Consider the following 13,782-nt stretch of genomic DNA (forward strand, 5'->3'; position numbering starts at 1 on the left):
CGGGCATGCCGGACCGGCAGCCCTGACGTCGGGGGGTTGTCGCCAGGACCGCCGGGGTACTGGGGTTACCTCAGATCGACTGACCCTTGCCGCGCAGCCACGCCGCCGGGTCGACCCCGGTGGAGTCGCCGCCCGGGTGGACCTCCATGTGGAGGTGGGCGCCGGTGACGTTGCCGGTCGCGCCGACGCGGCCGATGGTCTCGCCGGTGGTGACCTTCTGGCCGGCGCTGACGCTCATCGAGGACTGGTGGCAGAGCCAGATCTCGGTGCCGTCGTCGAGTTCGAGGATCGTGCGGTAGCCGTACGCCCCAGCCCAGCCGGCTTCCTTGATGGTGCCGGAGTGGACGGCCTTGATGGGCGTGCCCGTCGGAGCCGCGAAGTCCAGGCCGGTGTGGTAGCCGGAGGACCACATGGAGCCGGGCTGACCGAAGGTGCCGGTGAGCGTGTACGAGGCGACGGGGAGCGTGTAGCTCTTCGCGAGCTTGGCCAGGCGCTCCGCCTCGGCCTTCTTCTTGGCGGCGGCCTCGGCCTTCTTCTTCGCGGCGGCCTTCTCGGCGGCGATCTTCTTCTCGGCCGCGGTCTGCTTGGCGGCGGCCTGGGCGGCGGCCTGCTTGACGGCGGCTTCCTCGGCGGCCTTCTGGACCGCGTCGTCCGCCTGGTCCTGCTGGTTCTCCGCCTGCTCCATGATGCGGGCCCGCAGTGCCTCGCCCGCGTCCGTGGTGCCCTGCTCGGTGTCGGCGGCGCTGAGGCCGGCGGCACTGAGCGGCGCTGCAGCGGTCACCACGCCGTTGTCCGCGGAACCCGAGTCGGCCGAGTCGTCGGATATCAAGGACCCCACGCCCGGAAGCGACTTGGCCTCCGGCAGCGAGTCCGTGACGGCCGAGAGGTCCGGCATCGCGATGGAGACCGGGGGCTTGCCGTCCTGCGCGGTGGCGATGCCGCCCGCGCCGACGGCGGCGATGACGCCTACGCCGAGAACCGTGGAGCTGCGGGCGAGCCCGCCACCACCCCGCTTGTGGACGCGGTGCCTGCCGCGGACGGGACGGATGGACTCCTCGGTGGGGTTCCATTCCTCCCAGGAATTGTCGTCGTACCCACCGAAATCGTCGTCATTCGGTACGTAAACGCCTTGGGGGGCAGGGCGGTTGGACGCCACTGGGGCGCACTCCTTTCCTTCCTTCTCGCCTACCGGGTTAGCTGACGGGTTCGGAGCAGGAAGGTCTCCTACGAGCATCTGGCACGGAGGCACAGATGCCCGATTCACCCCAATTAGTGGTTCCCCGGCTCCCTTTCGGGATTAGGCGCGTGCGCGCGGAGCCGACTCGAGTGACGGCTGGGACGACCGCGCTGCGTTATCGAACGTTAATAGACAGCGGGCCGGTATTCCAAGCTGTTCCGACTGATCGTTAACGCACATGGCACGTACTTATCGGGACACCGGGGGCCGGAACGGGGCGAGTTGACCCCACTTCTTCACACACCGGAGCTTCACATCTCCTTGACAGTACGTCAGTTGTTATGCGGAGTGGTGTCCTTCCGTCACGGCCGGTGACAGGGGCCGCCGCACCGCGAGCAACGCCATGTCGTCGGTCCCCCCGCCCCCGGTGTGCCGCCGCACTTCCTCGACGAGCGTCGTCAGGAGCGCGTCGGGGCCGCCCGGCCCCGGGAAGATCCGGCCGCCGAGCCGCGCCGCCGGGTCGTAGAACTCGCCCCGGACGTCACGCGCCTCGGAGAGCCCGTCGGTGTAGAGCAGCAGCATCGCCCCCGGCGGGAACTCCGTCTCGTCCGCGCGGTCCGGCCAGGCGCCCAGGTCGCCCATCCCGAGCGGCAGCGCGGGCTCGGTGGCGGACATGACGCACAGCCGTCCGTCGCCGCGCAGGAGCAGCGGGCCCGGGTGCCCGCGGTTGATGAGACGCACCAGACCGTCGCCGTGCGGGATCTCCGCGAGGACGGCCGTGGTGAATCCCTCGAAGGCGTCGAGCCCGTCGCGCCGTGTGCCCTCACGCGCGAGGGCACGCTCCAGGCGCTGCGCCACGGCCTCCAGCGTGGTCTCCTGCTCGGCGGCCTCCCGGAACGCCCCGATCACCACGGCGACGGCCGCCACCGCGCCCATGCCCTTGCCCCGTACGTCGCCGACGATGACGCGGACACCGTGCGGGGTGTCCTGCACCGCGTACAGATCGCCGCCGATGAACGCGTCGGCCTCCGCGGCCTCGTACCGCGCCGCGACGTCGAGACCGCCGATGTGGGGGTCCGGCTGCGGCAGCACCGCGCGCTGGGCGGCCTCGGAGATGGAGCGGGCGGACGCGAGCTGTCTGTCGCTGCGGCGTACGACGCGGTTGATGACGACGGCGAGAACGGCGACGGTCGCCACCGTGATCAGTTCGGTGACGGCCTCGACGTCGGTGGTGGTGCTCGTCTTGAAGTGCAGGGCGAGCACGGCGGTGCAGGAGGCGGCGCCGATGAGGACGGTGCTGAGCAGCGAGTAGAAGGGCGCTGCGATGAGCGGGGCCGCGGTGAACAGGGGTACGGCGGTGAACCTGGGCGGGGTAGAGACGTCGTACACGATCCCGAGGACGATGAGCAGCAGGGGGAGAGCCCGCACGAGCGCACGCTCGTGCCGGACATCGGGACGCCTGCCGCCGCCCCCGCCGATTCCTCCTCGCTGCCCCACTCACTCAGGGTTCCCGGAGGGGCGGCGTGGGGCGACCGGTGTGGGCCGACCGGGCTATCGGCCGGACTGTCCTCTGGCAGCGCCTTCACCGCGGCGGAAAACACCGAAGGCCCGGATCCATTTCTGGATCCGGGCCTTCGGTCTTTAGTAGCGGGGACAGGATTTGAACCTGCGACCTCTGGGTTATGAGCCCAGCGAGCTACCGAGCTGCTCCACCCCGCGCCGTTGAATGCAACTCTACGCCATCAGGGGGAGTGAAAGCGAACCGGTTGCGGAGGGCCCTGCCGGCAGGCCGCGGGAAGGCCATCCGCCGAACGCACCGAAGGCCCAGGTCGGGGAACTCCCCGGCCTGGGCCTTCTCGGTAGACCGTGTGGGACTCGAACCCACAACCAATGGATTAAAAGTCCACTGCTCTGCCAATTGAGCTAACGGTCCGTGCGGATGCACCCCACGAGCATAGCCGCAGAGGCCCGGCCGTCCGATCGGGTATCGCCTCCCGGGCCCGTCGCGCGCTCCGCGACGGGCCCGGAACGGCCGCCGCGCGCTCAGGGGTCGGCCGGTTTCGGCGCCCCGCGCCTAGCCGCCTCGCGGGCCGCCGTGCGCTCGTGGTCCGGGTTCAGGAACCAGTGCCTGGCCGAAGCGAACCACCAGGTGGCGGCGAACCCGAGGACCACCAGGACCGCGATCGGGGCGTAGTTGAAGGTCTCCCAGGTGACGGGCGAGACCTGCGGCAGCATGAAGAGCACGGTGATCACGCCGACCCAGGCCACCGCGACGATGCCGATCGGGCGGGAGAAGCGCCCCAAGTGCCAGGGCCCGCGCTCGAATTCCTCGCCCTTGCGCAGCCTCAGGAGGGTCGGGATGACGTAGGCGATGTAGAGCCCGATGACGGCGATGGACGTCACCGCCGCGTACGCCGTGACGTTGATCAGGTAGGGAAGACCGAGGACGAGCGCGCCGAGGGCCGCGAGCCAGACGGCCGCGACAGGCGTGCGCGTACGCGAGTTGACCGAGTGCCAGATGTGCGAGAACGGCAGCGCTCCGTCCCGCGAGAAGGCGTAGATCATGCGGGAGTTGGCGGTCACCGACGCCATGCCGCAGAAGAGCTGCGCGCCGATGACGACGAGCAGGAGCAGCTTGCCCGTGGTCGCTCCGAGCGCGTCGAGGAGGATCTGGGCGGGCGGAGCCCCCGTCGCCGACTCACGGGCCCCGTCGTACGACTGGATGGCGAACGTGAAGCCGAGGAGCAGCACGAAGCCCGCGATCCACGACGTCCAGATGGAGCGGACGATGCCCTTGGGCCCGGCGGTGGACGCGTCGTGCGTCTCCTCGGTCATGTGCGCGGAGGCGTCGTACCCGGTGAAGGTGTACTGAGCCATCAGCAGCCCGATGAGAGCCACGTACAGCCCGCTGCCCCACCCCGTGTTGTTGACGAACTCGGTGAAGACGAAGGACGCCGACTGGTGTGAGTCCGGCGAGAAGGCGAGCGCGCCGACGATCACGGCAACCCCGAAGACGTGCCACCACACGCTGACGCTGTTCAGCAGCCCGACGATGCGCACGCCGAAGGTGTTGAGCAGCCCGTGCAGGACGAGGATCGCGGCGAACAGCATGATCGTCCGCCCCTCGCTCACCTCGAACCCGAACTGCAGATTCAGATAGGCGCCGAGGAACGAGGCCGCCCCGAAGTCGATCCCGGCGGTCACGGCGACCTGCCCGAGCACGTTGAACCACCCCGTGAACCACGCCCACGCGGCCGCGGTCCGCGGCGGCGCGAGCCGGTGCGCCCAGAAGTAGAGCCCGGCGGAGGTCGGATAGGCGGAACAGATCTCCGCCATGGCGAGCCCGACGAACAGCGTCATCAGACCGACCCCGACCCACCCCCAGGTGATCAGGGCGGGACCGCCGGTGTTCATGCCGAACAGGTACATGGTGAGACAGCCGGACAGCACCGAGATGATCGTGAACGAGACCGCGTAGTTGGAGAACGCGGACATGCGGCGGGCCAGAACCTGGGTGTAGCCGAGCTGGGCGAGGCGCTCCTCGTCGGAGCCTGGTGGTGGTTTCATGCACGAGCGTTGCCCACGACAGGGACATGACATGCGTCACGTTTGACCAAAAGACGTGACCAAAAGACGTACGTACGCCGAAGGGCCCACCCCGGATGGGGTGGGCCCTTCGGTTCAACTGCTCAGCAGGCGTCAGCCGTTGCGCTTCCAGCGCGGCTTGTCGTCACGGCGGCCGAAGGAGCCGGTGCCGGTGCCGGAGCGGTCACGGTTGAACGACGGGCGGTCGTGGCCACCGGAGCGGGCGCCGCCGGAGGGGCGGTCGTCACGGCGGTCACGGTTGAACGGACGGTCGCTGCCGCGGTGGCCGCCGGAGGGGCGGTCGTCGCGGCGGAAGCCGGAGCCACCACGGTCGTTGCGGTCACGGTTGAAGCCGCCGCCACCCTCGCGACGGTCGCCGCCGGACGGGCGGTCGTCACGGCGGAAGCCGCCACGGTCGCCACCCTCACGACGGTCGCCGCCACGGAAGCCGCCCGACGGACGGTCGTCACGGCGGAAGCCGGAGCCACCGCGGTCGTTGCGGTCACGGTTAAAGCCGCCGCCACCCTCACGACGGTCACCGCCACGGAAACCGCCCGAGGGACGGTCGTTGCGGTCACGGTTGAAGCCGCCGCCGCCCTCGCGACGGTCGCCGCCACGGAAACCACCCTCGCGGCGGTCGCCGCCACGGAAGCCACCCGAGGAACGGTCGTCACGGCGCTCGAAGGAACGGCCACCGCGGTCGTCGCGGCGCTCACGCTCGTAGTTGCCGCGCTCGTCACGCTGCGGACGGCGCTCCTCGCGAGGCGCGGCCGCGGGCTGCTCCGGGACGGAGACAGCGGCCTCGACCTCGGCCTCGGCGGCGGCGGTGGCCTCGGCGACCGCGGTCTCCGGGTCGTCGCCACGCTCGCGGGCGGCACGCGCGGTGAGGCGCGAGGCCTCCTCGCGCAGCTCCGTCGCGCGACGGGTCGCGCGCTCCAGCTCCTTGGTGAGGTCCTTGACCTCACGCTCGGCCTGGGTCGCCGCGTTGCCCGCGGAGTCGGCCTGCACCTCGGTCATCGAACGGGCGCCGGTGATCTCGGCGACCTCCGGGTCGAAGGTGCCGCCGCCGTTGATGATGTGACGCGTGGCGTCGACGCCCGCGTCCTCCATCAGGCGGAAGATCTGGCGGCGCTGGTGCGGCAGGGACAGGGACACGACCGTGCCGGAGCGGCCCGCGCGAGCGGTACGACCGGAACGGTGCAGGTAGTCCTTGTGGTCGCCGGCCGGGTCCACGTTCAGGACCAGGTCGATGCCGTCGACGTGGATGCCGCGCGCGGCGACGTCGGTGGCGACGAGCGCGTTGACGTAGCCCTTCTTGAAGTCCTCGAGAACGCGCGTACGGGCGCCCTGCGTCATGCCGCCGTGCAGCGCGTCGGCCTTCACGCCGGACTCGCAGAGCTGCTCGGCGATGCGGTCCGCGCCCAGCTGGGTGCGGACGAAGATGATCGTGCGGCCCTTGCGCGAGGCGATGGCGGCCGTGACGGGCGCCTTGTCGCGGGGCTTCACGATCAGGATGTGGTGGGTCATGGTCGTGACGTTGCCCTGGGCGCTGTCGACCTCGTGCGTGACCGGGCTGTTCAGGTAGCGCTTGACCAGCGTGGAGATCTCGTTCTCCATCGTGGCCGAGAACAGCATGCGCTGGCCGCCGGACGGAACCTGGTCGAGCAGCTCGGTGACCTCGGGCAGGAAGCCCAGGTCGGACATCTGGTCGGCCTCGTCGAGCACCGCGATCTGGGTGTTCTCGAGGGAGCAGGCGCCACGGCTGATGATGTCGCGCAGACGGCCCGGCGTGGCGACGAGGATGTCGACGCCGCGCTCGAGGGCGTAGATCTGGTTGCCCATCGACGTACCGCCGCAGACGACCTTCATCTTCAGGCCGAGCACGTCGCCGTACGGCTGGAGGGCGTCCGCGACCTGCATCGCGAGCTCACGCGTCGGCGTGAGGATGACGCCGCGGGGCTTCTTCTTCTCGGTGCGGCCCTCGGAGGCCAGCGTCGCCAGCATCGGCAGGCCGAAGGAGAGGGTCTTGCCGGAGCCGGTGCGGCCACGGCCGAGGATGTCCTTGCCGGCCAGGGCGTCCGGGATGGTCGCGGCCTGGATCGGGAAGGGGGAGGTCACGCCGTTCTGGGCGAGCTTGCGGACGATGCCCTCGGGCAGTCCGAGGTCACCGAAGGTGGGGCCGGTCTCGGCCTCTTCGGCGGCTTCTTCGACCTCGGCGACGGCCTCGGCGGCCGCCTCGGTCTGAACGACGACCTGCTCGGCGGCCTCCACGACGTCGGCGACGTCGGTGGCCTTGACCGTCTCGACGGCCTCGACGACGGCCTCGACCGTCAGCTCGTCGGTCGTCTCGTTCTCGGGCAGGACGGCGTGGTCAGAGTGAGAAATGGACATGCGAAATGCGAAACCTTCCGGAGTCTCGGCACGCGCCCGTCAACTCCGTGATTTCGCAATGGACCGCCTCGATGCGGTCAGCCACGGCAAGGGAGAGTACGCGCCACGCGGCGCTCTTCTTTTTCGGCGCCGGGCAAATGGGATCAAACGATCTACCACCATACGCACCCACCCCCCCAGAAGGCAAACCGCACCCTCCGGGGCACCTTGGATTCCACTCCCCACAGCCCGCCTCACCTGCGACGAAGCGGGTTTCGGACAGGGGCGAACAGGCTCAGGCCATCCTAGCGATCCGAGCCATCCGAGCGATCCGAGCCGACCTAGGCGGGTCCGGCCTCCGGTGACGGTTCACGTGACCTGAGCCCTTCCGACCGCTCCCCCAGCTGCGCGCCCTGCTTCGGCCCCTCGTGCGCCGACGACGAGGGCTCCGGGGTGGGCTCGGGCGTCGGCGTCGGGGTCGGCTTCGGGGGATCGGGCGTCGGCGTGGGGCGCGGCGGGTCGGGCCTGGTCCTGGTGGGCGAGGGGCGCCCGTCGCTCGTCGGCGGGGCGGGGTCGCCGCCGCCGGACGCGGACGCCGAGGCCTGGGCGGCGCCGGAACCGGACCCGCCGCGCGCGTCCGAACCCCCCTTGCCCTTGCTCTTCCCCTTGCCGCCCTTGCCGCCCTTGGCGCGTTTGCCGCCCTTGGCGTCGTCGCGGCCTCCGCTGCCGCCACCGGCCGAACCGGCGCCCGGTGTGCCACCTCCGCCGTCAGGGGCGGCCGCCGCGCTGCGCTCGCCGACGGACCGCGCGGGCCCCGGCTCACCGCCGTCGTCGTCGCCGATGCTCATACAGCCCGCGGTCGCCATGACGGCCACCGCCGCCGCGGCCAACCGGACAGGAACGTACAACTGGCGCACGGCCTAGCACCTCCGAGGCGCTGAGAAGCGGGGACGCCCTACCCAACTCCCTTGCCCCGCAAGAGGACACGGACCGGCGGACGGACCTGCCGCCTTCCGTCAGCCGTATCCCAGGGCGTGCAGGCGCTCGTCGTCGATCCCGAAGTGATGTGCGACTTCGTGCACCACGGTGATCTCGGTCTCCGCGACCACGTCCTCGCGCGACTCGCACATACGCAGCGTCGGCCCCCGGTAGATGGTGATCCGGTCCGGCAGCACTCCCGCGTACCACTCGCCCCGGTCCGTCAGCGGCGTTCCCTCGTAGAGCCCGAGCAGCTCGGGGTCCTCGGCCGGTGGTTCGTCCTCCACGAACACCGCCACGTTGTCCATCAACCGCGTCAACTCGGGAGGAATCCGGTCAAGCGCCTCGGCGACCAGTTCCTCGAACTCTTCCCGCGTCATCTCCAGCACACCCCCATTGTCGGCCACCGCTCCGCATGGCCGCCCCTCCCCTTGGGCATACGGCCCCAATGGTCCGGCTTCGCGACTTCCGTGCGCCCGCCGCCCTCGTACGCCACTACCGATCCCGCCACCCTCGTCCGGTGGGCGAGCTCATCCACCCTCCGCATCCCTACGGCCGCGCCCTGGGTCTGGTCGCGGTCGTCCTGTTCGGCGCCTGGCTGGGCCTGCTGATCGTCGGCAGCGTGCACGCGCCCGTGGGGCCCATGGACACACGGATGACGCTGCGCCCCTCGCTCACCGGCGGCACGAAGATCGACGTCTCCCCGCTCGGCGCCCTGGAGCTGCGCTCGCACATCGCGCCCATCCGCCTGGACGTGGACGTGGACCGCCTTGACCCGGTCCGCTCCCAGGCGCTGGTCGACCACCCCGAACGGATCGCCGGACTCCAGGACGAGGTGGTCAAGGACGTCGGGCACGGCACCCTCGACCTGGCCGCACGCTCCTGTGCCGCCGTCGTCGCGGGCGCCACGGCACTGGGCCTCGCGGTCTACCGGCGCCCGCGCAGGGCTCTGGCGGCAGGCGGCCTTGCCCTCGCCCTCCTCGCGGCGTCGGGCGCGGCGGCGTACGCGACGTGGAACCCGAAGTCCGTCCTGGAGCCGAAGTTCTCCGGCCTCCTCAGCAGCGCGCCCTCCGTGGTCGGCAACGCCCGCAGCATCGTGAGCGAATTCGACGTCTACCAGCAGGAGTTGGCACGCCTGGTCACCAACGTGACCAAGCTGTACGACGTGACGTCGACGCTCCCCGTGTACTCGCCGGACCCGTCCACGATCCGCGTCCTGCACGTCTCGGACATCCACCTGAACCCGGCGAGCTGGAAGATCATCTCCTCCCTGGTGGAGCAGTACGACATCAACGTCATCGTCGACTCCGGCGACACGATGGACCACGGAAGTGCCGCCGAGAACGCCTTCCTGGACCCGATCGAGGATCTGGGCGCCCCATACGTCTGGGTCCGCGGCAACCACGATTCGGCCACCACCCAGCGCTACCTCCAGCGCATGAAGAACGTCCACGTACTGGACGAGGGCAGGGCGGTGTCGGTCGCGGGCCTGCGGTTCGCCGGGACGGGCGATCCGCAGTACACCCCGGACCGCTCGGTGGCGGCGGAGGGCAAGCCCGTCGAGGAGATGGCGGGCATCCGCCTCGCCTCCGCCCTGCGCGACCAGCAGGCGGCCGGCACTCCCGTGGACATCGCCGTCGCCCACAACCCCGACGCCGCGCGCGAGACGGACGGGGAGGTGCCGCTCGTCCTCGCGGGCCATGTGCACCACCAGGAGATGGAGGTCATGGACCGCGGGACCCGGCTGCGCATCGAGGGCTCCACGGGTGGCAGCGGGCTTCGGGCCGTGGAGGGCAAGTACCCCGACCCGGTCGAGGCGTCGGTCCTCTACCTGGACCGGGAGACCCGGCGGCTCCAGGCCTGGGACGAGATCAAACTGGGCGGCCTCGGGCTGACGAAGGCGGAGGTCAGCCGCCATCTGCCGAAGGAGAACCAGCCCGGGGCGACCCCGTCGCCGGCCCCTCCCGGGCGCTCCCCGGGCAGCGGTTCCCCGGCCCCCCGATAACCGTTTTGGCGATAGCTCCCCGCATCCCATATGCTTCTCACGTCCCCGACGCGCTGCAAAGCGCCCAGGTGGGCCCTTAGCCCTCATCGTCTAGTGGCCCAGGACGCCGCCCTTTCAAGGCGGTAGCACGGGTTCGAATCCCGTTGGGGGCACGCAACACCTTGTGCGAGACTAGTGCTCGCACAACGCTTGGTCCTGTGGAGCAGTTTGGAGTGCTCGCCACCCTGTCAAGGTGGAGGCCGCGGGTTCAAATCCCGTCAGGACCGCTTGCGATTCCACGCGGATCGCGTGGCTGGGTAGCTCAGTTGGTACGAGCGATCGCCTGAAAAGCGATAGGTCGCCGGTTCGATCCCGGCCCCAGCCACCTCTTCGAAGGCCCCGTCCGATGGACGGGGCCTTTCGCATGCCCCCTCGCTCGCCCCCCTCGCATGCCCCTGATTCACCCCGCCGGAGCAGCCGCATGGGCCGCGGGCTTCTCCCGTCCGCCTGGATGCCGGTGCCGCCAGACCCAGAACACCGCGGACGCGAGGACCGCCCAGCCCGCGAGGACCAGGAACGGGAACGCGTGCTGGTGGGAGCCGAAATACACCGCCGTGTGCTGCGCGTTCACCGACGCGCCCGGCGGCAGCCACCGCCCGATGTGGCCGAGCACCGAGGGAAGCAGCGGCCAGGACACCGCGCCGCCCGACGACGGGTTGCCCAGGAGCACCATCAGGCCCCACGTCGGGATCATCGCCCAGCGCCCGAACATCGTGTTGAACATCGTGAAGACCATCCCCGACGCGAACATCGTCAGCGCCAGGATCAGCCACGACTCGACGAACGGCAGGTCCACCGCCCCCAGCCACCAGTCCACCACCGCCGCGATCACGAACCCGCCGAGCAGCGCGTAGAGGATGGTGAAGGCGATCCGCTCGGCCGGATTCAGCCCCCGGGCGTGCACGCTCAGCTGGATCGCCCCGACGAAGCCGATGATCACCGCGGCCAGCGAGATGTAGAAGATCGCGAGTCCTCGCGGGTCGCCCTCCTGGAGGGGCTTGATGTCCTTCACCGTGACCGGCACCCCCACCTCCTTGCCCACCTTCGGCGCCGCCTCGGCGAGCAGCTGGGCGACCGACGCCCCCGAGGCGCCGGAGACGTCGAACGTCACCTTGTCCCCGCCCCCCGGAGCCACCGCGAGGATCGCGAAGACCTTCTGCTCCGCCACCGCGTCGCGCGCCGCGGCGACACTGCCGTACTCGTGCACCTCCAGGGACGCGTTCAGCGCCTTCTCCATGCCGTCGAGGAACGCCTTGCCCCGCGTGGCCTCCTGGGCGCCGACCACCGCGGTGGGGATGTGGTGCGGGGTCGGCTTCGCCATGGAGTACGTGTAGGAGCCCGCGAAGAGCCCCGCGGCCGCCGCCAGGATGAACACCAGCACGACCGCGGGCAGGAAGGGCGAGTCCTTGAACGCCGACCAGCGCTCACGCCCGGTGGGAGCCCTTCCGTGGGCGCCGTGAGCGCCATGGGCTCCATGCCGGTGTTCTTCGTGATCAAGCTGTTCGGCCATACGAATCAGGCTAAAACACCTGAAACGGACTCACCCCTGCTCGGCCTCAACCGGCCCACTCGTCCGCGCCCGCGTCCGCTTCCGCCACGCCCGCACCGCGAACCCCGCACCCACCAGCGCCACCACACCCACCAGCAGCACCGAGTCCGGCACGGCCCGGCCCACGTCCCCGGCCCACCGCTCCACGGCGAACGAGTCGTCCACGTCGAGGAGACCCGGCAGCGCCGTGGTCCCGTCGTACGCCAGGAAGAGCGCGCCGAGAGCCACGAAGAAGAGGCCCGAGAGGAGCGAGGTCGTGTGCAGTTCGAAGCGGCCGAGCCGGAAGGCCCGGCCCCGCAGCCACCGCCGCCGCCCGAGGTCGAACCGCTCCCAGAGCAGGGCGAGCACGAACAGCGGCACCGCCATCCCCAGGGCGTAGACGGCGAGCAGCAGCCCCCCGTAGACAGGGCTGCCGCTCACCGCGGCCACGGTGAGGACGCTGCCGAGGATCGGGCCCGCGCAGAACCCCGCGAGCCCGTACACCGCACCCAGCGCGTACACGGAGACGGCCGTCGTCGGCCGGATGCGACCCGACAGCTCGGACATCTTCCGCGAGGCGAACCCCATGCCCACGACCTGGAGCACGCCGAGCGCGATGATCAGCCATCCGGCGACGAGCACCAGCTGGTCCCGGTGACCGAAGAAGAACCGCCCGGCCACCGAGCCCGCCGCGCCCAGCGGCACGAGGGTCGTGGCGAGACCGGCGTAGAAGATGCCGGTGCGCGCGAGCAGCCGCGAGGTCGAGTCGATCGAGTACGCGAAGAAGGCGGGAAGCAGCAGCGCGCTGCAAGGGCTGATCAGGGCGAGGAGACCTCCCAGGAACGCCGCGAAGTACCCGACGTCGGCGGTCATTTGTCCGCCGGACCGGAGCCGGCACCCGCGCTCTTCGCCGCCTGCTCGATCGCCTGGTCGAAGACCTCGTCCGGCTGCGCCCCGGAGATGGGCCGCCCGTTGACCAGGAAGGACGGGGTCGACGTGGCCCCCAGGCCGTACGCCTCCTCCTGGTCCTTCTTCACCGCGGCCTTGGCCGCGGCGCTGCCCGCGTCGTCGGTGAAGCGGCCGATGTCCTTGACGCCGGCCTCCTTCGCGAGCTCCTTCAGGCGCTCGCCCCCGAAGCCCTTCTCCTTGGCACCCTCGGCGTAGGCAGCCGCGTGGAACTGCCAGAACCTGCCCTGCTGCCCGGCGGCCCACGCCCCCCGCGCCGCCGACTCGGAGTCCGCGCCGAAGATGGGGAAGTTGCGCCACTCGATGCGCAGGGTGCCGTCCTCGACGTACTTCTCCACGAGGCCCGGCTCGGTGTCGCGGGCGAACTTGCCGCAGTAGCCGCACTTGAAGTCGGCGTACTCGATGAGCACGACCGGCGCGCCCTTGCGGCCCTGGGCGAGGGCGTCCTTGCCGTCGCGCCGGGCGAGCTTGGCCAGCTCCGGGTAGACCCCGGCCTGCGGGTCGGCGGAGACGTCCGCGGGGGATTCCTCCTTCGCGGTGACGGAGGAGGGCTCGTCGGGCTTGGTGGCGCTGTAGGAGGCGGCACCGAGCAGCAGGGCGGCGAGGGCTACGCCGGTCCCGATGGCGATGTTCTTCTTCTTGTTGTTGCCGCTCTTGGGCATCAGGGAGTTCTCTCTGTTCCTGTACGTCGTTGAAGGGGCCCCGGAACGGGGGCCTCTACACGCGCAGGACCGAGAGATCGACCGGAGAGGGCGGCGTGAGCGGCGGCGGCCCGCGCTCCGGCGTCAGCAGCGGCACGCTCTGCCCGACGCCGCACGCGCCGGACGCGGCATGGGCCTGCTGCAGGGCAGGCAGCAGCTCGTACGCGGAACTGGAGCGCGGGGGCGCCGCGGGCGCCTGACCGGCATCGCGCTGACCGCCCTTGCCGCAGCCGGGCACCCCGGCGGACACCTCGGCCTGCACCGACACCTCGGGCCTCGCGGCCGCCGGCTCCGCGGCCACGGCGGGCCCGCAGAACACCCCGAGCACGACGAGCAGCACCCCGAACAGGGGGCACCACGACAGACGCGTACGGGACGACATGCCCGGAATCGTACGTGCCCGGGCGCCCCGCCAGATAAATCGGTTCGCCAC

11 protein-coding genes, 5 tRNA genes and 1 riboswitch are annotated in these 13,782 nt (G+C 70.8%); of the genes, 4 read left to right on the forward strand and 12 right to left on the reverse strand.

Annotated elements, in window-relative coordinates:
• Positions 1-70: 70 nt before the first annotated feature.
• The 8 genes from ACWD02_RS36610 to ACWD02_RS36645 all read right to left on the reverse strand — a co-directional run bounded on the left by ACWD02_RS36610 (position 71) and on the right by ACWD02_RS36645 (position 8,499).
• Positions 71-1,156: a M23 family metallopeptidase gene (locus ACWD02_RS36610; protein WP_451219237.1), complete on the reverse strand. Its 1,086-nt coding sequence runs from the start codon at positions 1,154-1,156 to the stop codon at positions 71-73.
• An 11-nt stretch (positions 1,157-1,167) separates the two neighbouring features.
• Positions 1,168-1,314: riboswitch (cyclic di-AMP (ydaO/yuaA leader) on the reverse strand.
• A gap of 202 nt (positions 1,315-1,516) precedes the next feature.
• Entirely contained in the window at positions 1,517-2,674 is a 1,158-nt protein-coding gene (locus tag ACWD02_RS36615; RefSeq protein WP_451219240.1) for a PP2C family protein-serine/threonine phosphatase, read from the reverse strand.
• Positions 2,675-2,822: 148 nt separating this feature from the next.
• Positions 2,823-2,896: transfer RNA gene (locus ACWD02_RS36620), tRNA-Met, on the reverse strand.
• A 141-nt stretch (positions 2,897-3,037) separates the two neighbouring features.
• Positions 3,038-3,110 (reverse strand) — tRNA-Lys (locus ACWD02_RS36625).
• Between the two features lie 110 nt (positions 3,111-3,220).
• On the reverse strand, positions 3,221-4,744 hold the full coding sequence (locus tag ACWD02_RS36630; protein WP_451219243.1) for an amino acid permease: 1,524 nt from the start codon (positions 4,742-4,744) through the stop codon (positions 3,221-3,223).
• Between the two features lie 132 nt (positions 4,745-4,876).
• A complete protein-coding gene (locus ACWD02_RS36635) occupies positions 4,877-7,153 on the reverse strand; it encodes a DEAD/DEAH box helicase (protein WP_451219246.1) in 2,277 nt (758 codons plus the stop codon).
• Between the two features lie 320 nt (positions 7,154-7,473).
• Positions 7,474-8,049 carry a hypothetical protein gene (locus tag ACWD02_RS36640; RefSeq protein ID WP_451219249.1) on the reverse strand — a complete coding sequence of 192 codons (576 nt, stop codon included), beginning with the start codon at positions 8,047-8,049 and terminating at the stop codon, positions 7,474-7,476.
• A gap of 99 nt (positions 8,050-8,148) precedes the next feature.
• Positions 8,149-8,499 carry a metallopeptidase family protein gene (locus ACWD02_RS36645; RefSeq protein WP_190082831.1) on the reverse strand — a complete coding sequence of 117 codons (351 nt, stop codon included), beginning with the start codon at positions 8,497-8,499 and terminating at the stop codon, positions 8,149-8,151.
• A gap of 59 nt (positions 8,500-8,558) precedes the next feature.
• Here ACWD02_RS36645 and ACWD02_RS36650 point away from each other — a divergent pair, with 59 nt between their 5' ends.
• The 4 genes from ACWD02_RS36650 to ACWD02_RS36665 all read left to right on the forward strand — a co-directional run bounded on the left by ACWD02_RS36650 (position 8,559) and on the right by ACWD02_RS36665 (position 10,479).
• Positions 8,559-10,115, forward strand: coding sequence for a metallophosphoesterase family protein (locus ACWD02_RS36650; protein WP_451219252.1), 1,557 nt, complete (start codon positions 8,559-8,561; stop codon positions 10,113-10,115).
• 79 nt (positions 10,116-10,194) lie between these two features.
• Positions 10,195-10,267: transfer RNA gene (locus ACWD02_RS36655), tRNA-Glu, on the forward strand.
• A 39-nt stretch (positions 10,268-10,306) separates the two neighbouring features.
• Positions 10,307-10,381, forward strand: a tRNA-Asp gene (locus ACWD02_RS36660).
• Between the two features lie 24 nt (positions 10,382-10,405).
• Positions 10,406-10,479: transfer RNA gene (locus tag ACWD02_RS36665), tRNA-Phe, on the forward strand.
• 75 nt (positions 10,480-10,554) lie between these two features.
• On the opposite strand, the gene ACWD02_RS36670 is transcribed toward ACWD02_RS36665, so the two are convergent.
• Genes ACWD02_RS36670 through ACWD02_RS36685 form a run of 4 tightly spaced genes read right to left on the reverse strand, consistent with a single transcriptional unit; the run spans position 10,555 to position 13,731 of the window.
• A complete protein-coding gene (locus ACWD02_RS36670; protein WP_451219255.1) occupies positions 10,555-11,664 on the reverse strand; it encodes an ABC transporter permease in 1,110 nt (369 codons plus the stop codon).
• Positions 11,665-11,694: 30 nt separating this feature from the next.
• Positions 11,695-12,555 carry a cytochrome c biogenesis CcdA family protein gene (locus ACWD02_RS36675; RefSeq protein WP_451219258.1) on the reverse strand — a complete coding sequence of 287 codons (861 nt, stop codon included), beginning with the start codon at positions 12,553-12,555 and terminating at the stop codon, positions 11,695-11,697.
• Positions 12,552-13,310 (reverse strand): DsbA family protein, encoded by a 759-nt coding sequence (locus ACWD02_RS36680; RefSeq protein ID WP_451219261.1) that lies wholly within the window; start codon positions 13,308-13,310, stop codon positions 12,552-12,554. The genes ACWD02_RS36675 and ACWD02_RS36680 overlap by 4 nt, the downstream gene beginning before the upstream one ends.
• Before the next feature lie 55 nt (positions 13,311-13,365).
• Entirely contained in the window at positions 13,366-13,731 is a 366-nt protein-coding gene (locus ACWD02_RS36685; protein WP_451219264.1) for a hypothetical protein, read from the reverse strand.
• Between the last annotated feature and the right edge of the window lie 51 nt (positions 13,732-13,782).

It is taken from the genome of Streptomyces sp. NPDC002853 (assembly GCF_053591915.1).

What these genes read in the sequence shown, in the direction of transcription:
- ACWD02_RS36630 (WP_451219243.1), bottom strand. Translation starts at nt 4,744, where the DNA reads ATGAAACCACCACCAGGCTCCGACGAGGAGCGCCTCGCCCAGCTCGGC.
- ACWD02_RS36680 (WP_451219261.1), bottom strand. Translation starts at nt 13,310, where the DNA reads ATGCCCAAGAGCGGCAACAACAAGAAGAAGAACATCGCCATCGGGACC.
- ACWD02_RS36650 (WP_451219252.1), top strand. Translation starts at nt 8,559, where the DNA reads ATGGTCCGGCTTCGCGACTTCCGTGCGCCCGCCGCCCTCGTACGCCAC.
- ACWD02_RS36635 (WP_451219246.1), bottom strand. Translation starts at nt 7,153, where the DNA reads ATGTCCATTTCTCACTCTGACCACGCCGTCCTGCCCGAGAACGAGACG.
- ACWD02_RS36685 (WP_451219264.1), bottom strand. Translation starts at nt 13,731, where the DNA reads ATGTCGTCCCGTACGCGTCTGTCGTGGTGCCCCCTGTTCGGGGTGCTG.
- ACWD02_RS36670 (WP_451219255.1), bottom strand. Translation starts at nt 11,664, where the DNA reads ATGGCCGAACAGCTTGATCACGAAGAACACCGGCATGGAGCCCATGGC.
- ACWD02_RS36675 (WP_451219258.1), bottom strand. Translation starts at nt 12,555, where the DNA reads ATGACCGCCGACGTCGGGTACTTCGCGGCGTTCCTGGGAGGTCTCCTC.